This window comes from Micropruina sp., from assembly GCF_027492755.1.
GTDB lineage: Bacteria > Actinomycetota > Actinomycetes > Propionibacteriales > Propionibacteriaceae > Micropruina.
Window position 1 is genome coordinate 1 of record NZ_JAPUED010000077.1, and the last position, 17,999, is coordinate 17,999.

The following is a 17,999-nucleotide window of genomic DNA, read 5'->3' on the forward strand; positions in this document are numbered from 1 at the left end:
CGCAGTACGGCCAGCCCGCGGCGCAGTACGGCCAGTCCGGCAGCGCTCCGTCGGCACCCTCGGCACCCTACGGCGGCTACGGCCAGCCGGGCGGACAGCCCGCGGCCACCACGCCCTATTCGGGCTACGGACAACCCGCCGGTGGTTATGGACAGCCCGGCGGCTACGGTCAGCCCGGCGCGGCGCCGTCGGCCCAGTCCGGTGGTTACGGTCAGCCGTCCTATGGGCAGCCCGGTGCCGCGCCGTCGGCGTCGTCGGGTGCTCAGGGTCAGCCGGAACAGGGCGGCTACGGTCAGCCGGGTTACGGCCAGTCCGGCTACGGCCAGCCGGGCAGTGCGCCGTCGGCGCCGTCGGCGTCCTCCTACGGCCAGCCCGGTGGCTACGGCTCAACGGGCCAGCCGCAGGCCGCTTACGGGCAGCAGCCGCCGTCCGGGTACGGGCAGACCCAGCCGCCCTACGCGGATCCGCAGTCGTCCCCCTACGGGCAGCAGAGCCCGTTCGGCCAGCCCGGGTCCTACGGTCAGCAGCAGTCCTATGGCCAGCAGCCCCCGTACGGCTACGGGCAACAACCCGGCTACGGCATGCAGCCCTATGGGGCGAGCCAGAGTGACGAGAAGTTCTGGGCACCCGCGGCGCACTGGTCCGGACCGGCCGCGGCCCTGATCACTGCGGGTGTCCTGGGTTGGATCGCGCCGCTGCTGATCATGAACACCAAGGGCAAGACCAGCCCGCGCATCCGGGCGGCTGCCGTCGAGGCGCTGAACTTCCAGATCACCATCGCGATCGGCTTCATCATCAGCTACATCCTGACCGGGATCGCGATCGGCGCCTTCCTGTGGCCGCTGGTGGGCCTGGCCAGCCTGATCTTCTCGATCATGGGTGCGGTGTCGGAGAACCAGGGACGGCCGTACAAGTACCCGTTCTCGATCAAGGTCATCAAGTAGCACCGCCGATCACAGGGCCCGCCGCCACGGCGGGCCCTGTGGCGTCCGCACGGAGATCCCGGGTCGAGCCCGGGATGACGAGCCGCCCTGCCACAGCGACCAACCCTGGCCCGCCATCCCGGCGCACGCCGGGATCTCCTGCCCAGCCACGACCGTCCCGACAGCCCACGATTCCCGGGCGCGGTCGGGAGGCCGTGGCGTCCACGCTAGAGTGAACGCCGTGCTTCGTCCGGACGGTCGCCTCACTCACGATCTAGATCCCCAGGACAAGGGACCCCAGGACGCCTGTGGGGTCTTCGGTGTGTGGGCTCCGGGTGAGGAAGTCGCCAAGCTCAGCTACTTCGGGTTGTTCGCGCTGCAACACCGCGGCCAGGAGTCGGCCGGTATCTCGGTGAGCAACGGCGAGCGGATCATGGTGTTCAAGGACATGGGCCTGGTGTCCCAGGTCTTCGACGAACCCACCCTGAACTCGCTGCACGGCCACCTGGCGATCGGGCAGTGCCGCTATTCGACCACCGGCGCGAGCGTGTGGAGCAACGCCCAGCCGACCTTCCGGGCCACCGAGTCCGGCGGGCTGGCGCTGGCGCACAACGGCAACCTGACCAACACCGACGAGCTGGAGAGCTGGCTCAAGGAGCGCGACGCCTCCCAGGAGGTGCCGCACAAGGACCGGATGGACTCCACCAGCGACACCGCGCTGGTGACCGCGATCATGGCGACCTACTCGCATCTGGGCGTGCACGGCGCCGCGCTCGAGGTGCTGCCCCGACTGCGCGGCGCCTTCTGCTTCGTGTTCATGGACGAGCATTCGCTGTACGCCGCCCGCGACCCGCAGGGCATCCGTCCCCTGGTGCTCGGACGCCTGGCGAACGGCTGGGTGGTCTCCAGTGAGACCGCCGGTCTGGACATCGTCGGCGCCACCTTCATCCGCGAGGTCGAGCCGGGTGAGTTGATCACCATCGACGAGGGCGGGCTGCGCTCCACCCGTTTCGCCGCCGCCGACCCCAAGGGCTGCCTGTTCGAGTACGTCTACCTGGCCCGCCCCGACACCCTGATCAGCAACCGCCGGGTGCATTCGGTGCGGGTCGAGATCGGCCGCACCCTGGCGCTGGAGGCTCCCGCCGACGCCGACCTGGTGATCCCGACGCCCGAGTCGGGCATTCCGGCCGCGATCGGCTACGCGGACGCGTCCGGCATTCCCTACGGACTCGGCCTGACCCGCAACGCCTACGTGGGCCGCACCTTCATCCAGCCGTCGCAGACCATCCGCCAGCTCGGCATCCGGCTCAAGCTGAACCCGATCCGCGACGTCATCGAAGGCAAGCGGCTGGTGGTCGTCGACGACTCGATCGTCCGCGGCAACACCCAGCGGGCGCTGGTGAAGATGCTGCGCGAGGCCGGTGCCGCCGAGGTCCACGTCCGGATCTCGTCGCCGCCGGTGCAATGGCCGTGCTTCTACGGCATCGACTTCGCCACCCGCGCCGAACTGATCGCCCCCGGGCTGAGCACCGAGGAGATCTGCCGCTCGATCGGCGCCGACTCGCTCGGCTACATCAGCCTCGAGGGCCTCGTGGCGTCCACCGGTTTGCAGAAGAAGACCTTGTGCCGGGCCTGTTTCGACGGCGAGTACCCGGTTGAGGTGCCGGCCGGACGGGCCGAGAAGATGCGGCTGGAGCAGACTCCGGCAGAGCGGGGGAGGACCACGTGAGCGGACCGGACCGGACGACTTCGGCGTACGCCGCGGCGGGCGTCGACATCGAGGCCGGTGACCGTGCCGTCGAGCTGATGAAGGCCCATGTGGCCGCCACCCGGCGTCCGGAGGTGCTCGGCGGCCTGGGCGGCTTCGCCGGCTTCTTCGACGCGTCCGCGCTGAAGGGCTACCGCCACCCGGTGCTGGCCACGTCCACCGACGGTGTCGGCACCAAGGTCGCCATCGCGCAGGCCCTGGACATCCACGACACCATCGGCTGGGACCTGATCGGCATGCTGGTCGACGACCTGGTCGTCACCGGTGCCGAGCCGCTGTTCGTCACCGACTACATCGCCTGCGGCAAGGTGGTGCCCGAGCGGATCGCCGGCATCGTCAAGGGCATCGCGCAGGCCTGCGCGGCCGCCGGCGCGGCGCTGCTGGGCGGCGAGACCGCCGAACACCCGGGGCTTCTGCACCCCGACGAGTACGACATCGCCGGCGCCACCACCGGCGTCGTGGAGCGGGACAAGATCCTCGGCCCGGACCGCGTCCGGCCGGGTGACGTGGTGCTCGCGCTGGCGGCGTCCGGGCTGCACTCCAACGGGTACTCGCTGGTCCGCAAGGTGCTGCTGACCGACGCCGGCTGGTCACTGGACCGTCACGTCGACGACTTCGGCCGCACCCTCGGCGAGGAACTGCTCACTCCCACCCGGGTCTACGCCAAAGACATCCTGGCGCTGGTCGAGGGCTGCGAGGTGCATGCGATCAGCCACATCACCGGCGGCGGACTGGCCAACAATCTGGTCCGGGTGCTGCCGGACGGCGTCGCGGCCCGGCTCGACAGGGCCAGCTGGACGCCGGCCCCGGTCTTCGCCACGGTGCAGCAGGTGGGCGGAATCGCACAGCCCGACATCGAGGCGACGCTCAATATGGGCGTCGGCATGGCGGTGGTGCTGCCCCAGGCGTCGGTGGACGCCGCCCAGGCCCTGCTGGAGGCCCGTGGGGTGCCGTCCTGGCTGCTCGGCGAGACCCGGGCGGAGGCCGGAGCGCCCGCCTCGGTCGAGTTGATCGGGAACCATCCCGCGCAGTGAGGCCAGCTTTCCTGGCTTGGGGTCTTTGGGTACCCTGTGCTCACGACACATTTTGACGAATGAAGCGGCATTGCCGCTGTGACCTGCGAGGGGGCTGACCCATATGGGGCGCGGCCGTGCCAAAGCGAAGCAAACACGAGTTGCTCGCGATCTCAAATACCGTTCGTACGACACCGACTTCGCGTCTCTTGAGCGCGAGTTGCGCGGTGACCACTACAGCGACCCGGTCGAGGACGATGTAGCGGAAGATGACGACGACGAGGACGATCCCTACGCAGAGCTGGCGACTCGCTACGCCGACTCCGACGACGGCGACGGTCGCCGCTTCGGCTGATCCCGGCCCGGCACCCGCCGCCGGCCCCTCGGACCGCTAAACCCCTCCCTAACTATCTCTGCCCTCCCGCCTGTGGGAGGGCCCAGGTAGTTAGGGAGGGGCTTGTCGGGTGGGTCGCTCGGTGAGCGGGGTCGGACGCCTCGGTGCTGCGACGATCTCCTCAACTCGCTTCCACGCCGAACACCCGGCCCGCGTGTGCGGACCGGGTGTGTGTGGCTGGTGGTGTGGGATCAGACCTTGTAGCCGTGCTGGCGACGGATCAGCTTGGCGAACATCACGATCGTCTGGGCGATGGTCACCACGTAGAGGACCGGCCAGCCGAGCCACAGGATCGAGCTCTGGATCAGGGTGGGCAGCTGGAACCAGGTCCAGCCCAGGACGACGAACGACACACCCAGGACGATCAGCGGAACCAGGTGGCTGTTGCCCGAGCCGCGCTCGGCCTTGGCCTGCTCGGCCCAGTTGTCGGTCTGCACCTTGGACAGGAACTTCACCCAGGCCCGGACGAAGTGCCCGGCGCGCAGCCACATGTAGACCTCGGCGCCGATACCGCTGGCGGCGAACAGCACGTCCTTCCAGTTGCGCTCCTTCATGCTCATCGCGATCCGGACGTTGAGCAGGATCGCCACGACCGGCGGGATCAGCCACCAGGGCGAGAAGACGAAGGCGTTGATCGACAGCGCCGCGGCGAGCAGCAGCATGAACGCCACCCGGGTGAAGATGTTGGTCGCCATCCCGAAGTTCTCCGCCCAGCGCAGCCGCAGGTTCGGGTGGAACGGCTGGCCCTTGGTGTCGCCGCGCTGGCCCGGCCACATCAGGTCGATGGCGCCGTAGTTCCACTTCACCTGCTGGCCGTCCAGCGCGCGCAGGGTGGTCATGCCGCCCACGGACGCCCGGGCCCGGGCCGAGATCTTGGTCAGGTAGCCGGCCGACTTGATCTGCAGGCTGAGCAGGCTGTCCTCGACCTCGGAGTCGTTGACCCACGGGGTGGCCTGGTGGTTGTCGGCCATCACCTCGCGCAGCGCCTTCATCGAGAAGATCGAGCACTGGCCGCCGAGCACCGCCATGTTCCGGCCGCGCAGCATGTTCTGCATGTTGAAGGCGGCGAACTGGGCGCGCTGGCCGGCGATCAGCAGCGGGGCCACCAGGCCGCGGAAGCCGTTGTCGTCGATGGTGTAGATGGCCGAGATGCCGCCGATCCGCGAGTCGGAGAGAATCTCCTCCTCGAGCCGGGCGACGCAGTCCTTGGCCAGGGTGGTGTCGCCGTCCACGCCGAGCAGGTAGTCGGCGTCCGGGATCAGCGAGTAGCCGTAGTTCAGCGCGCCGACCTTCTTGTCCGGGTTCTCGCCGATGTCGTGCACGAAGATCTCGGTGGTCTGGCGGGCCGTCTCGCCCTTCTGCCGCTTCTTCGCCGTCCGCGGGCCGGCGAACTTGGCCGCCAGCTCGAAAGTCTCGTCCGAGGTGTTGTTGACGATCACGTGGATCTGGTCGGGCAGCCGGGTCTGCTTGAGCAGCGACCGCAGCACCGCCTCGATGGTCTCGGCTTCGTTGTAGGCCGGAATGATGCAGCCGATGACCGGGCGGTAGGTCGGCAGGGCGTCGATGTCGGCGAAGTGCTGGCGGACGTAGCGCGACAGGCCGAGGCCGTCCTGCTCTGCCGTCGCGTCGTCGTGGCTGACGGTCGCGGTGCGGTGCAGAGCGATCTGACGGGGGTCTGTCTCGAACTGAATGGTGCTCATCTTTTCTCACTCCTTGGTGGGGTTGAGAAAAGACTGATCCGTCAACCATGAGGCTTCCCCTGGTGCCGGTGGGCCTCCAATCAAGAGATTCTCAAGAGTCGGATCCACCATTTCTTGAGGTTGCCTACAGGTGGTTCCCCCGTTGATTCAGGGGGTCGCCTGCGGGCTGGAACCGGTGACCAGAGGGACTTCGAGAGTGTCCGAGGTGGCCTGCCGCAGGAAGGCGTCCGACTTCGGTTCGGACTGGATCAGCAACTCGTAGGTGAGGGTGATCTTCAGCGCGGTGCTGCCGGCGGGCGCGGCCGGCAGGGTGAGCACCTGCTGATAAGAGTTGGGCTTGCTGATCAGATAGCCGGGGGCGACGGACGCCACATCGTCGGCGGCGTCGAGCACGTGGGGCGTTCCGTCGGCGCCGGTCGCGACGGTTGCCACCCGGACGGCGCTGAGGAAGACCTGCTGGCCCTTCGCTCCGCCCTGCAAGGTGCCCGACACCACGATGTTCAGCGGTTTCGGCAGCTCAGGCGTCCATTGGGCGAGGTCGAGCGTCGACCAGTAGTTGACCTCCAGCTTGGCCGCGCCGGCGGTCAGGCTGCGCTTCAGGGAGCCGCGGGCCAGATCGTTGCTGGCCGACGGTGCCGGGGTGGCGGACGCGGTGACGGTGGGGGTGGGGGAGGTGCTGGCCTGCCAGGGTGGGGTGCCGCAGCCGGCGGCGGCGAGTGCCAGGCCCAGGGCCGCCCCGGCGGTCGCCATTCGTCCTCGACGTGAATTCATGGGCTGAAGTCAATCAGTATCCCCAGAGTTTCGCCGCACCATTTCGAATGGTTGTCGAGGTGCGGCGCCGTACCGATATTTAGTGCAGTTAGGAATAGTGGCGAGCGACGTCCAGGGCCTGGGCGCGGTACCCGCCGCCGAACAGCTCCGCATGCACCAATAGCGGATGCAATTGGTGCAATCCGATCAGCTCGCCCCAGCCGTCGGGAAGCCGGTCGGACGCCTCCGCGTAGGCGGCATGGATGCGAGCCAGCTGCGGGGTGCCGAACAGCGCCAGCATCGCCAGATCGGTGAGTCGGTGACCGCCGTGCGCCGCGGGATCGATCAGCACCACACCATCCGGCGACCACAGCACGTTCCCCGACCACAGATCGCCGTGGATTCGGGCCGGCGGGGCGTCGTCGTCGAAGTCTCCGGACGCCAGTCGCTCGACCACCCGGTCCAGCGCCGGGTCGGCGATGCCCGCGCGGCGGGCGTGGAACAGCAGCCGATCCTCGGCGTACCAGGCGCCCCAGGACGCCGGCGACACGGTGCGCAATGGCAGGGGAGCGTCCCCGATCCAGCCGAGCCCGGGACCGCCGTCCGGGCCGATGCCGAAGAAGGTGGCCCCGGCGTCGTGGGTGGCGGCGAGGCGGCGTCCGAACTCCTCGGCGGCGGCGCGGGTGGGGCTGCCGATGGGCACCCGATCGATGGTGAGCGACGTCCGCGTCACGGCATGGACGCCGGCGACCGGGACACCGTCCGGCACGCTCAGCCAGCGCAGGCCGGCGGCCTCGGCGGCGAAGAAGCCCGCGGGGGCGTCCGGACGCGTCTTGACGTAGGCATGCGGCATGCCATGAGCCTACGGAGGTGGGGATCCCTCCGCCGGTCGAGCTTGTCGAGACCCCTGTCGGTAGGCGCTCGCTGAGTGGTTTCGACAAGCTCAACCAGCGGTGGGTTGCGTTGGTCCAGCTTGTCGAGGTCCTTATCGGATAAGCGTTGTCGACTAGGCTCCCGAGAAGCGAGTGGATTGCCTACTCCACTCAATCCGAGACGATCCGAGAAGCGGGGTGGCCATGGGGCGCGAATCGCTGGTCGACCAGCTGATCTCGGAACTCCTCGACGACGTCGTAGCCGGACGCCTCGTCCCGGGCGAGCCGCTGCCGGCGGAGGCCGAACTGGCCACCCGGTTCGACGTGAACCGGCTGACCATCAGGGAAGCGATCCGCAAGCTGCAGGCGCAGGGCATCGTCCGCACCGTGCCGGGACGGCGCAGCGAACTCAACCCGGTGGGGCGCTGGACCGACATCGGCGCCGCGCTGCAGGTGGCCGAGGAGCAGATCGGACGGGCCGACTCGTCGATCCAGCTGCTGCAGCTGCGCCGGATGATCGAAACCGGCGCCTGCGCCCTCGCCGCGACCCGGATGGGATCCGACGACCTGGACCAGATGGAGCGGGAACTGGACGGCATGCGGGCCGCCTCGGTGGCCAACGACGTGGAGGCGTTCGTGGTGCACGACATCGCCTTCCACGACGTCATCCTGGACTCCTGCGGCAACCGCTTCGTCCGCACCCTGTTCGACCCGCTGCAGGCGCTGCTGAAGCAGCGCCGCACTGACACGTCCCGGGTTCCGGCGGTGCAGGAGCACGCGATCGAGATGCACAACGCCGTCCTCGACGCGTTGCGCACCCAGGACGCCGACCTGGCGGCCGCCGCGATGGCGGCGCACATGGACCAGACCGAGCGCGACCTGATCCGCTACGTGCTCTGACGAAGCCCGCGCCCGCTCCGGCAGGGGTCTCGACAAGCTCGACCAACGGTGATCGTCGATGACCTCTTGACGGCTGCGCCATCCATGACGGAAGATCAGATGTCTGATACCCGATATGTTCATCGATGAGCGAAGGTCAGGCCCCGCGCATCCTTGATCCGACAACGAACAACCCATATGCGAAGGAGCAGCAGTGTTCGTCCATCTCTCACACATCCTCGATCCGAAGGACAACGCCTACCCGGGCGAGCCGGTGGTCACCTTCGAGCCCGACTCGGTCATCGGTAAGGACGGCAAGCCGTTCAACTCGGCGATGATCCACCTGCCCAACCACTTCGGCACCCACATGGACGCCCCGCACCACTTCAACCCCGACGGCATCGACATGATCGACCTGCCGGACGACATCTGGGGCTACGAGGGCGACGAGGTGCTGGTGATCGACCTGCCTGCGAAGAACAAGCCGAAGTCGGTCATCGAGGTCTCCGACGTCGAGCCCTACGCCGAGCAGCTGCAGGGCAAGCGGCTGGTGCTGTTCCGCACCGGTTTCGAGGCGAACAAGTTCAGCGACCCGCACACCTACGAGCACGAGGGCCTCTCCTTCCACCCGGACACCTGCCGCTGGCTGATCGAGAACACCGACAAGGTGCAGTGCATCGGCATGGACTGGCTCTCCATCGCCAGCCCGTCCAACGGCTACGGCAAGGACGCCCACCAGTGGCTGCTGGGCAACCACGTCGACCGCTACATCGTCGGCATCGAGGACATGACGCTGGCGCCGCTGGGCGACAAGAAGATCGAGTTCGTCACCCTGGGCCCGCTGCGCGTCCGGGGTGTGGACGGCGCCCAGGTCAACGTGATGGCGAAGCTCGCCGACTGACCTCCTGCTGGTCACTGATCTGGCCGGCTCGCTGCTGCGAGCCGGCCATTTCGTTGTCTCGGGCCACCGTTGGCCGGGCTTGTCGAGACCCCTCGTAACCCGCTTTCGACAAGCTCAATCGGCGCGGCTGATCGAGATCCCGGCGTTCGCCGGGATGACGGATGAGCTCAGATGAGGTGGTTCTCATCATCGTCTCCGCGACTGCTCACAACCGCTTGGTTCAGTAGTGGGCAAGCCAGAGGAGAGGAACGACATCATGATGAGGATTCAGAAGACCACCACCGCTTGGGTGGCCACCGGGGCGCTCGGGCTGAGCGTGATGGCCAGTGCGGCCTACGCGTTCGCCGGCCAGGAGAGCTCAGCGCTGCCCACCGAGCAGAGCATCGCGGCGTCCGCCGTCGCCGGTGAGCAGGTCACCACCACCGGGGCGCACGAGGCCGCTCCGAAGGCGTTCACGGCGCCGTCCACCGCGACCGCGAACACCCCCGCCTCGCCGCGCACCGCGAACACCGCGAAGACCCCGGCGTCGCCGCGCACCGCCGTGTCGGCGAAGTCCCCGGTCTCCCCGAAGTCTCCGGTGTCGGCCAAGTCGCCGGTCTCGCCGAAGTCCCCGGTGTCGGCCAAGTCCCCGGTGTCTCCGCGGACCCCGAACTCACCCAAGAGCGCCCCTTCGGCGCGCAGCAACGACTGACGCGTCGAGCGGTGCCGCCCCGCAGCGGCTGGCCAGGTGCCCCGGCGCGAGTCAGGAGGAGGCTCGTGCCGGGGCATCGGCGTGTTCGGGGAGTCGTGCTTGGGGCAACGCACCTCCCGGCGATATGCCCGGCCGCCGGCATCCGGCATGCTTGGGGAGAGTTCGAGGAGGGCACGGGTGACGATCGACCGGGCAATGGCGCTGATGACCTCGCCGGAGGCGGGTTCGGTGCTGCAGTTGGCCCTGACCGGCGACCCCGCCGTGGAACTCCCCGGCTTCCGGTTCGAACTCGACCGCGTCCACCATCGGCCTGGTGCCGACGTGAGCGCCATCTACCAGATCTGGTACGACCTGCCGTCGGCGCACAGCCCGACCGAGGAGTGGCTCGGCCTGACCACGGTTGAGGTGACCGAAGGGGTCGCCACCCTGGTCCACAACGACCTGGTGCTGCGCGCCTGGCGGCATCCCGCGGACCCGCGGCTGCCCGGGCTTCCCGCCGCCTGCGACACCGACACGGTGGGCGCGTGGCTGGGTGCTCCGGTCGAGTTGGAGATGCTGGCCTACCGTCCGCTGCGCCGGGCCGTGCTCGCCGCCCGCGGTGAACGGCCCGCCTTCGTGAAGGTGCTGCGGCCCGGCAAGTCGACCGGCCTGGCGCAGCGTCAGCAGTTGCTGCACGACGCCGGCATCGCCCCTGCCGTCCTCGCCGAGCCGGTACCCGGCGTGGTGGTCAGCGCCGCGGCGGAGGGCATCTCGCTGGCGCAGGCGCTGGTCGCCTGGCCCGACCACCCCGAGCAGTTGCCGTCGGCGGCGTCCCTGACGGCGCTGCTGGACGCGCTGCCGGCGCAGACCGTGCGGTTCCCCCGCCGTGACTCTTGGAGCGATCGGATCGACTTCCACGCCGCCGGTGCCGCAGCCGTCCTGCCCGACCAGGCCGACGAGATCCACGCCCTGGCCGGCGAGATCAGCAGACTGCTGGCGCTGGCGCCGTCCGGACCGCTGGTGCCCACCCACGGCGACTACTACGAGGCGAACATCTTCACCCGTGACGGGCGGGCCAGTTCGGTGATCGACCTCGATTCGTTGGGTCCCGGACGCCGCGACGACGACCTGGCCTGCCTGCTCGGCCACGTCTCGGTGTTGCCCAACCTCTCACCCGAGCACTATCCGCGGGTGGCCGAGGTCGTCGAGACCTGGCGTGCCGAGTTCGAACGTGCGGTGCATCCGGCCTCGCTGCGCGCCCGGACCGGCGCCGTCATTCTCAGCCTGGTCTCCGGTGCCGACGTACCCACGGCCCTGGCCAGGCTCGACCTGGCCCGTGCCTGGCTGGTGCGGGCCCGCCAGGCGCTGAGCTGAGGCTCAGCCACTCGCCGCGGCCTTGATGAGAACTCTCTCATCGGCCGCTCCCACCCGGTTCATCGACCGCTGATGAACTGGCGGGCATGGATGCTCCGACTCGTGCCGGACGATGGCTCGTCAGTGGTGCTCTCGGCCTCGCCGTGCTGGGCGCCGGTGGTTGCGCCACCGAGACCCAGCCCGCCGCCAAGCAGGCCGGGCCCGCGGTCGTGGTGAACGCCGGTGTCGACGTCGGACCGGTGCGGCCGCCCGTGGCGGTCGCGCCAGGTGCCAAGGGTGCCGGGGCCATCCAGGGCAAGGGAACGGACACCGGCACAACCACCACGAAGGCCGAGCCCGACGGTCAGGCCAAGAAGGTTCCGGCCGCCAAGCCACGTCCGCTCAACGATTCGCCGGCCAGTCCCAAGTCGCCGCTGTCGGCCCGCTCGCCGCGGTCGGCGAACACTCCCTAACCTGCCGGGCGACCTCAGCCCGGGCTGATCTCACACCAGCCGGTAACCCATGCCGCGCACCGTCTCGAACCGCTCAGCACCCAGCTTGCGGCGCAGGTACCGCACGTAGACGTCCACCACATTCGAACCGGGGTCGAAGTCATAACCCCAGACGCGCGAGAGCAGTTGCTCGCGGCTGAGCACCTGCCCGGGGTTGGTGAGGAAGGCCTCGGCGAGGGTGAACTCGCGGGCCGACAGGTCGACCTCGCGGCCCGCGACGGTGGCCCGCCGGGTGCGTAGGTCGAGGCTCAGGTCACGATGGGTCAGGGTCGTCGCGGACGCCGCCGTGGCCGGGTCGGGCCGCAACCGCAGCCGCACCCGGGCCAGCAACTCCTCGAAACTGAACGGCTTCGCCATGTAGTCGTCGGCGCCACCCTCCAGGCCGGCAACGGTGTCGGTCACCGACGAGCGGGCGGTGAGCATGATCACCGGCACCCCGACACCCTGGCCACGCAGCCGGTTCAGCACCTCGAAGCCGTCGATGTCGGGCAGGCCGACATCGAGGATGACCAGGTCGAAGTCGTCCGACACCGCGAGCTGGGCGCCGATGATGCCGCTGCTCTCGATGTGGGTGCTGTAGCCGGCGGCGCGTAGCCCCTTGGCCACGAAGGCGGCGATGCGGGGTTCGTCCTCGATGATCAGGATCTGGCTCACGGGGCTGCCTCCAGGGCGGGTGTGGCGGATTGCAGGGGGACGACCAGGGCGATGGTGCTGCCCTGGCCGAGGGTTGACTCGATGTCGACCCGGCCGCTGTGACCGGTGACGATCTTGTCGACGATGGCGAGCCCGAGCCCGGCGCCGTCGGCGCGCAGCGGGGCGTTGGCGCCACGTCCGAAGCGGGCCAGCACCAGTTCGCGTTCCTCGGGCGAGATGCCGACGCCCTGATCGCGGACCCACAGCCACAGTTCGCTGTCGCGCACCGCGCTGCCGAGCGCGATCGGGGTGTCGCCGGGGGAGTACTTGACCGCGTTGGACGCCAGCTGCAGCCAGGCCTGGGTGACCCGCTGCGGGTCGAGGACCGCCTCGACGTCGGCCAGTTCATCGAGCAGCCAGCGTCGGGGGGCCAGGCCGCGCGCCTTCTCCAGGGTCTCGTCGGTGAGACGTCCGATGTCGGTCGGCTGGGGCTGGATGAAGTCGCTGCGTTCCGCCTTGGCCAGGGTGAGCAGGTCGTCGACCAGGCGGCCCATCCGGTCCAGCTCGTCCAGGGCCAGCGCCCGGGTGGTGCGGACATCGTCGGCGTCGTCGGCGTCCATCAGCTCCAGGTGGCCGCGGACGATGGTCACCGGCGTCCGCAGTTCGTGACCGACGTCGTCCAGCAACTGTCGCTGGCTGCCCATGGCGGCGTTCAGCCGGTCGAGCATGGCGTTCACGGTGCGGGTGAGCGCCGACAGGTCGTCGTTGCCGTGCACCGGGATGCGGCGGGTCAAGTCGTGTTCGGTGATGTCCTCGGCGGTGGTGCGCAGCAGCCGGATCGGCTGCAGCAGGCGTCCGACCAGCAGCCAGATCAGGAAGCCGACCATGGCCAGCGACCCCACCGCGACCAGGGCATAGGTGAGGTAGGTGGCGCGCAGCATTGCGAACTCGGCGCGCATGTCGAAGGTCTGCACCAGGGCGCCGCTCTGGTTGGGGAAGCGGACCGGGGTGACGGCGTAGAAGTAGTCGGCCATCGGGGTGGCCAGCCGCCCGCGGGTGACGTGGTCGAGTTCGCTCAGCGGCACGACGGTGTTCACGAACTCGGGATCCTGCTCGGGCCGGAAAGTGACGCCCTCGGGCGCCGTCCACACCACCTTGCCGTTGACGATGCCGAGTTCGCTCTCGTTCGCCGCCAGCACCTGGCTCTGCATGGCGACCCGGATCAGGTCGGTGGGGCTGGCGAACGGACGCCCGGTGGTCGGGTCGATGCCCGGGGCGCAGTCGGCGCTCTGCCCGCAGGCGAGCACCCGGAACTCGTCGACCGCCCGCTCCAGGTAGCCCTCGACGCGACGCTCGGCCATCGCCCGCTCCAGGCTGTAGGCGGTCAGGCCGGCGATGGTCAGCGCCAACGCGGCAAGAGCCAGGACGGCGGCGATGACCCGGGAGCGGACCGTGATCAGCCAGGGGAGACGGACGCGGCCCGCCAGCGCCGGCGAAGGTCGCGTCGCGTGTGCCATTGCTTCATTGTGTCAATGCCTCCGCTGCCATGGGGGGTGCCGTCGATGAGAGACCTCTCATCGAACCGCGCTCGCGTGTCCTTTTGCCGCAGCCAGGCCCGCTGCGGTCGTTGGAGCCGCGGCACTCAGCAGCGGTGGGGGCTCAGCGGTTGAGTTGGAGGACGCCTCGGGCGATGCCGGCGGCGGCCAACGCCTGCTGGGCCTGCTGGCGCTTCGCGTCGAGTGACGCACCGATCTCGGCGGCGAGCGTGGGGCGAGCGCGCACGAGCTCGTCGATCGTCTCGAGCGGGACGGCGAGCACGGTCAGCACGTCGACCGCCGTCGTGAGGGCCTGGGATTGCTCGCGGGTGAGCGCCGTGTGCCCGATGATCTCACCCGCTTCGGTCGTCGCGAACTCGAACTGGCCGTCGCCCGTGGGCACCGACAAGACGGCGCGGCCCGACACGACGATGAACACCTCGTCCGGGGTGACGCCCGCAGGCAGGACGATCTCGCCCTTGCCGAAGCGCATCAGTCGCGAGGCGGCGCGCACGCGCTCGCGGTCGGTGTCGGTGAGATGCAGCACGGGGGCGAGCGCATCCAGCGCCTCCTCCATCCGTGCCGGCTCGGTGATGGGATCGGTCGCGTCGCCGTCGAGTGCCAGTCCGCGACGGCGCGCCGCGTACCAGAGCCAGGAGAGGTAGAGAGTGAGCGTGCGGCCGGCTTCGCCGGGGGATCCGATCGGAATGGACGCGGTGTAGGTCGCCGCACCCGAATAGCTGGCCGTCGCGCGCTCTCCGGGCACCCTCATGAGCAGCGAGTCGGCAACGTCGACGAGAAGCGCAGTCACCTCGTCCGGGGGGTCGTCGGTGGTGAACTTGACCGTGGTCGACACGTAGTACGGGCCGGGCGGCTGACTCAGGTTGGTGAACGACGCGCCCGACAGTTTCGAGTTGGGAATGACCTCGATGCCGCCGCCGGTATCGAGGTGCACGGCGCGCCAGTTGACTTCGACCACGCGACCGCGCACGCCGCTACCGACGTCGAGGACGTCGCCGATCTTGAACGGCTGCTCGAAGAGCAGCAGCAGACCGGAGACCACTCCGCCCACGGCGTTCTGCAACGCGAGGCCGATGATGATCGACGTCACACCGAGTGCTGCGATCAGACCGCCCACGTCGGCGCCCCACACCCAGGAGAACAGCAGGGCGAGACCGATGACGACCAGCAGCAGCCGCACGATCTCGACGAAGATCGTCGGGACGCGTTCGCGCCACGACCCTGACTTCGCGTTCGCGAAGAGTGCGACGTTGAAGGCCGACAGGATGAGGAGGATCACCAGGAAGCCGAAGATCGTCGCGACGACGCGGATCCACACCTGATCGGTGGGCGATTGGATCGCGAACGCCAGCAGGGCGAGCAGGGCGCCGACCGGGACGACCCAGTTGCGCACCAGTCGGACGGGCCCGGCGGCTGGGTTCTTCCGGCGGGTCAGATGACCGAGGATCTCGGTGAGCGCGACGAGCAGTACGGGTACGCCGACGGCGAACGCGCCCGCCCACCACATCCAGGTCTCGCCGACGATGTTCATGGCTGCACGACCTTCCAGACCGCCCGGGTCGAGTCGCGCAGTTGGACGGTGCCCGCCTCGGCGAATGTCATGGAATCCTTCATCCGGTCGCGCACGGTCTGGCTGACGTAGATTCCCGGCTCGCCCGAGACGCTGCGGGCCCGGTACGCAAGGCTCACCGCGTCGCCCCAGAGGTCGTAGGCGAGGTTGGTGCGGGCGACCAGACCGCTTGTGACACTGCCGGTGTCGACGCCGGCGCGCAGGTCGATCGACGTGCCGTGCTGGGCGTTGAACCGTCCGACGACAGTGCGCATCTGGAGCGCGAACTCGACGGCGCGGCGGACATTGTCGATGCGCGGCACGACGAGGCCGGAGGAGGCGAGGTAGCCACCGCGCAGGGTGCGCACCTTCTCGATCCCGGCCTTCTCGGCCGCTTCGTCGAACCCGCGCATCAAGGTGTTCAGCTGGGCGATCTCGGCGTCGGCGTCGAGCCCGCGCGCGTAGTCGTCGAGACCGACCAGTTCGGCGTAGACGACCGACACGTTCTCATGGTGTTCCGAGATCGCCTCTTCACCTTGTTTGTAGCGCTCGGCGACGCTCTCGGGCATGAGGGTGTGCAGCAGTTGTTCGTTCTCTACCCGCTGCTCATCGATGAGTTCCTGTTTGATCCGCAGGCTCGAGGCCATGTCGTTGAACGCGCTGCCCAGGTCGCCGAACTCATCGCGCGACCCTTCGGGTACCTGCACCGAGAGGTCGCCACCGGCGACCCGGCGCACGGCGTCCACGAGTCGGAGCACCGGGCGTGAGAACACCTGCGCGAGAACGAGTGAGAGCACGCTGACGCCCAGCAGGATGCCGAGCGTCGACAACACCAGGTTGCGAGTGAACTCGGTCACCGGAGCGAACGCCTCGGCGGTGGTGATGTGGGCGACGGCGACCCAATGCATCCCGTCGATCTTGACGGGTGAGTAGGCCGTGATCCGTTCGTCGCCGAGGTACGATCTCGCGATCGTCGTGCCGCTCTGGCCCCGCAACGCTTCGTTGACCGAGAAGGTGTCGACCGGTTGCAGCAGGACCGTGCTGCCACTTTGGACCATGCGGTCGGCGATGGCCGGGGGCGTGCCGTTGTCGACGACCGCCGCCGCGAAACCGTCCGGATCCTCGACCAGCTTCCGCGAGATGCTGCGCATGAGTCGATCCGACCCCGCGAGGTAGACCTCACCGGTGTCGCCCAGCCCCTGCTCCTTCCAGCGTTTGGCTCCGGTCATCAGATCGTTGACCGTGTCCACGGAGATCTGCACCGCGAGCACTCCGGTAATCGCCGTGTCGTTGCCGACCGGTGACACTATCCAGAGCCCGGGGGTGTTGAGCGACGGAATCCATGGCTCGAAATCGGTGGTCTGTACGGCGTTCACGCTGTTGCTCGCCACCACGTCTCGATATGCGCCAGCGAGCAGCGAGTTGCGGTACGGGCCGGTCACCAGGTTCGTGCCGAGATCGACGCCCTTGTAAGCCGAAAAGACGACGTCGCCTTCGAGGTTCATCAGCAGCAGATCTTCATAGCCGGCCTGGTGGACAAGGCGGGAGAGATAGTCGCCGTACCGCTCGGTGGCCTTCGAGAACGACGTGCCGTCGTTTCCGTCATTGTCGTCGAGCGCCTTATCGAAATCGTCGTTCTGGATCGTGAAGTGATACTGAGCCCACTTGCCGGCGTTGCTCTGTGGCATGAAGGCCTGATTGCTGAAGGTCTCTCCTTCTGATTGGGCCTGGAGTTGGGGGATGAACGTCGTGGAGTAGTACGCCTCCAGCTCGGCCTGCTGCTTGGGAGTGAGCTTCCGCGACTGCAGGTCGTCCCAGCCCGCGTTGACCTCGCGCGAGAGCGTCTGTGCGCTGAGGTTGCGTGAGTCGAGTATCACGCCGCGTTTCAGACTCGCCATCGCGCCTTCGACCTCGCCCACCCGGAGTTCGCGAATGGTCGTCAGTTGATCGATTGCGGCCTCGCGTAGCGACTCGCGCCCGCTGATATAGCCGATGGCGCCGACGATCACCGACGCCACCAGGCTGACGCCCAGCAACATCAGCAACAGCTTCGACTGAATGCTGAGACCACCTCGTCGGCGTCGGTGTGAAGCCGATGAAGTCGGTGTTTTCTTGGGGGTTTCGCGGGTATCAGTCGTGGCCGTCACAGGTCGCCTCTCGCCTCGCCTGGGTGGTCGCCAGCACTCTAACCGGTGGAATGCTCATGTCCATATGCCTCGATCACTGATCGGACGGTGAGTTGCAGCGTCGAGGATGATCATTGCGCCACTGCTGGTCGGGCCCGCCGAAAGCTCTTTCCGGCACGATTCGCGAGAGTCCTGAACCTCTTGAAAAGCAAATCAAATCGGACGGCGAGAGTCGATTCCAGCTCATCGGGGCCGAGGAGGGAAGGGGCGGTGGACGGCAACATGAAGACCGAAACGGGGACACTCGGCATCTTTCGACGTCGTGTGTCCCCGCAAAGGCACTGCTGGTGGCCAGGACCGGGATCGAACCGGTGACCTTTCACTTTTCAGGCGAACGCTG

General features: G+C 68.5%; 16 protein-coding genes. 9 read left to right on the forward strand and 7 right to left on the reverse strand.

Annotation, left to right across the window (positions count from 1 at the left end):
• The 4 genes from Q0066_RS05060 to Q0066_RS05075 all read left to right on the forward strand — a co-directional run.
• Positions 1 to 944: DUF4870 domain-containing protein (locus Q0066_RS05060; RefSeq protein ID WP_298130712.1), on the forward strand; the 944-nt coding region annotated here is incomplete at its 5' end.
• A 220-nt stretch (positions 945 to 1,164) separates the two neighbouring features.
• Positions 1,165 to 2,652 carry an amidophosphoribosyltransferase gene (gene purF, locus Q0066_RS05065; protein WP_298130714.1) on the forward strand — a complete coding sequence of 496 codons (1,488 nt, stop codon included), beginning with the start codon at positions 1,165 to 1,167 and terminating at the stop codon, positions 2,650 to 2,652.
• Complete coding sequence (purM, locus tag Q0066_RS05070; protein WP_298130716.1) at positions 2,649 to 3,725, forward strand: phosphoribosylformylglycinamidine cyclo-ligase; 1,077 nt, start codon at positions 2,649 to 2,651, stop codon at positions 3,723 to 3,725. Before purF ends, purM begins: the two co-directional genes overlap by 4 nt.
• 103 nt (positions 3,726 to 3,828) lie before the next feature.
• The gene (locus tag Q0066_RS05075; protein ID WP_298130719.1) at positions 3,829 to 4,059 is read left to right on the forward strand and encodes a DUF3073 domain-containing protein; all 231 of its coding nucleotides are present in this window, start codon (positions 3,829 to 3,831) and stop codon (positions 4,057 to 4,059) included.
• A 230-nt stretch (positions 4,060 to 4,289) separates the two neighbouring features.
• On the opposite strand, the gene Q0066_RS05080 is transcribed toward Q0066_RS05075, so the two are convergent.
• From Q0066_RS05080 to Q0066_RS05090, 3 genes are all read right to left on the reverse strand, one after another.
• Positions 4,290 to 5,798, reverse strand: coding sequence for a glycosyltransferase family 2 protein (locus tag Q0066_RS05080; protein ID WP_298130721.1), 1,509 nt, complete (start codon positions 5,796 to 5,798; stop codon positions 4,290 to 4,292).
• Positions 5,799 to 5,945: 147 nt separating this feature from the next.
• Positions 5,946 to 6,569: a hypothetical protein gene (locus Q0066_RS05085; RefSeq protein WP_298130723.1), complete on the reverse strand. Its 624-nt coding sequence runs from the start codon at positions 6,567 to 6,569 to the stop codon at positions 5,946 to 5,948.
• Positions 6,570 to 6,657: 88 nt separating this feature from the next.
• Complete coding sequence (locus Q0066_RS05090) at positions 6,658 to 7,401, reverse strand: fructosamine kinase family protein (protein ID WP_298130725.1); 744 nt, start codon at positions 7,399 to 7,401, stop codon at positions 6,658 to 6,660.
• A gap of 223 nt (positions 7,402 to 7,624) precedes the next feature.
• Between Q0066_RS05090 and Q0066_RS05095 the strand changes: the two genes are divergently transcribed.
• The 5 genes from Q0066_RS05095 (at position 7,625) to Q0066_RS05115 (ending at position 11,696) form a co-directional block, all read left to right on the forward strand.
• Positions 7,625 to 8,320, forward strand: coding sequence for an FCD domain-containing protein (locus tag Q0066_RS05095; RefSeq protein WP_298130729.1), 696 nt, complete (start codon positions 7,625 to 7,627; stop codon positions 8,318 to 8,320).
• 193 nt (positions 8,321 to 8,513) lie between these two features.
• Positions 8,514 to 9,200, forward strand: a complete 687-nt coding sequence (locus Q0066_RS05100) for a cyclase family protein (protein ID WP_298130731.1) — start codon at positions 8,514 to 8,516, stop codon at positions 9,198 to 9,200.
• A gap of 259 nt (positions 9,201 to 9,459) precedes the next feature.
• Positions 9,460 to 9,891: a hypothetical protein gene (locus Q0066_RS05105; protein ID WP_298130733.1), complete on the forward strand. Its 432-nt coding sequence runs from the start codon at positions 9,460 to 9,462 to the stop codon at positions 9,889 to 9,891.
• Between the two features lie 177 nt (positions 9,892 to 10,068).
• Complete coding sequence (locus tag Q0066_RS05110) at positions 10,069 to 11,244, forward strand: aminoglycoside phosphotransferase family protein (protein WP_298130735.1); 1,176 nt, start codon at positions 10,069 to 10,071, stop codon at positions 11,242 to 11,244.
• An 86-nt stretch (positions 11,245 to 11,330) separates the two neighbouring features.
• Positions 11,331 to 11,696 (forward strand): hypothetical protein, encoded by a 366-nt coding sequence (locus Q0066_RS05115; protein WP_298130736.1) that lies wholly within the window; start codon positions 11,331 to 11,333, stop codon positions 11,694 to 11,696.
• Positions 11,697 to 11,726: 30 nt separating this feature from the next.
• Here Q0066_RS05115 and Q0066_RS05120 read toward each other — a convergent pair whose 3' ends face one another.
• The 4 genes from Q0066_RS05120 to Q0066_RS05135 form a co-directional block, all read right to left on the reverse strand.
• Positions 11,727 to 12,389, reverse strand: a complete 663-nt coding sequence (locus Q0066_RS05120; protein ID WP_298130738.1) for a response regulator transcription factor — start codon at positions 12,387 to 12,389, stop codon at positions 11,727 to 11,729.
• A complete protein-coding gene (locus Q0066_RS05125) occupies positions 12,386 to 13,885 on the reverse strand; it encodes a HAMP domain-containing sensor histidine kinase (protein ID WP_298130740.1) in 1,500 nt (499 codons plus the stop codon). The genes Q0066_RS05120 and Q0066_RS05125 overlap by 4 nt, the downstream gene beginning before the upstream one ends.
• A gap of 142 nt (positions 13,886 to 14,027) precedes the next feature.
• Positions 14,028 to 15,455: a mechanosensitive ion channel family protein gene (locus tag Q0066_RS05130; RefSeq protein WP_298130742.1), complete on the reverse strand. Its 1,428-nt coding sequence runs from the start codon at positions 15,453 to 15,455 to the stop codon at positions 14,028 to 14,030.
• Complete coding sequence (locus Q0066_RS05135) at positions 15,452 to 17,512, reverse strand: adenylate/guanylate cyclase domain-containing protein (protein ID WP_298130744.1); 2,061 nt, start codon at positions 17,510 to 17,512, stop codon at positions 15,452 to 15,454. The genes Q0066_RS05130 and Q0066_RS05135 overlap by 4 nt, the downstream gene beginning before the upstream one ends.
• Positions 17,513 to 17,999 lie beyond the last annotated feature (487 nt).

Bases quoted from the DNA above. Each gene is read 5' to 3' on its own strand.
- Q0066_RS05075 (WP_298130719.1), top strand. From the start codon at position 3,829: ATGGGGCGCGGCCGTGCCAAAGCGAAGCAAACACGAGTTGCTCGCGAT.
- Q0066_RS05080 (WP_298130721.1), bottom strand. From the start codon at position 5,798: ATGAGCACCATTCAGTTCGAGACAGACCCCCGTCAGATCGCTCTGCAC.
- Q0066_RS05085 (WP_298130723.1), bottom strand. From the start codon at position 6,569: ATGAATTCACGTCGAGGACGAATGGCGACCGCCGGGGCGGCCCTGGGC.
- Q0066_RS05090 (WP_298130725.1), bottom strand. From the start codon at position 7,401: ATGCCGCATGCCTACGTCAAGACGCGTCCGGACGCCCCCGCGGGCTTC.
- Q0066_RS05095 (WP_298130729.1), top strand. From the start codon at position 7,625: ATGGGGCGCGAATCGCTGGTCGACCAGCTGATCTCGGAACTCCTCGAC.
- Q0066_RS05105 (WP_298130733.1), top strand. From the start codon at position 9,460: ATGAGGATTCAGAAGACCACCACCGCTTGGGTGGCCACCGGGGCGCTC.
- Q0066_RS05115 (WP_298130736.1), top strand. From the start codon at position 11,331: ATGGATGCTCCGACTCGTGCCGGACGATGGCTCGTCAGTGGTGCTCTC.
- Q0066_RS05125 (WP_298130740.1), bottom strand. From the start codon at position 13,885: ATGGCACACGCGACGCGACCTTCGCCGGCGCTGGCGGGCCGCGTCCGT.
- Q0066_RS05130 (WP_298130742.1), bottom strand. From the start codon at position 15,455: ATGAACATCGTCGGCGAGACCTGGATGTGGTGGGCGGGCGCGTTCGCC.
- Q0066_RS05135 (WP_298130744.1), bottom strand. From the start codon at position 17,512: ATGTTGCTGGGCGTCAGCCTGGTGGCGTCGGTGATCGTCGGCGCCATC.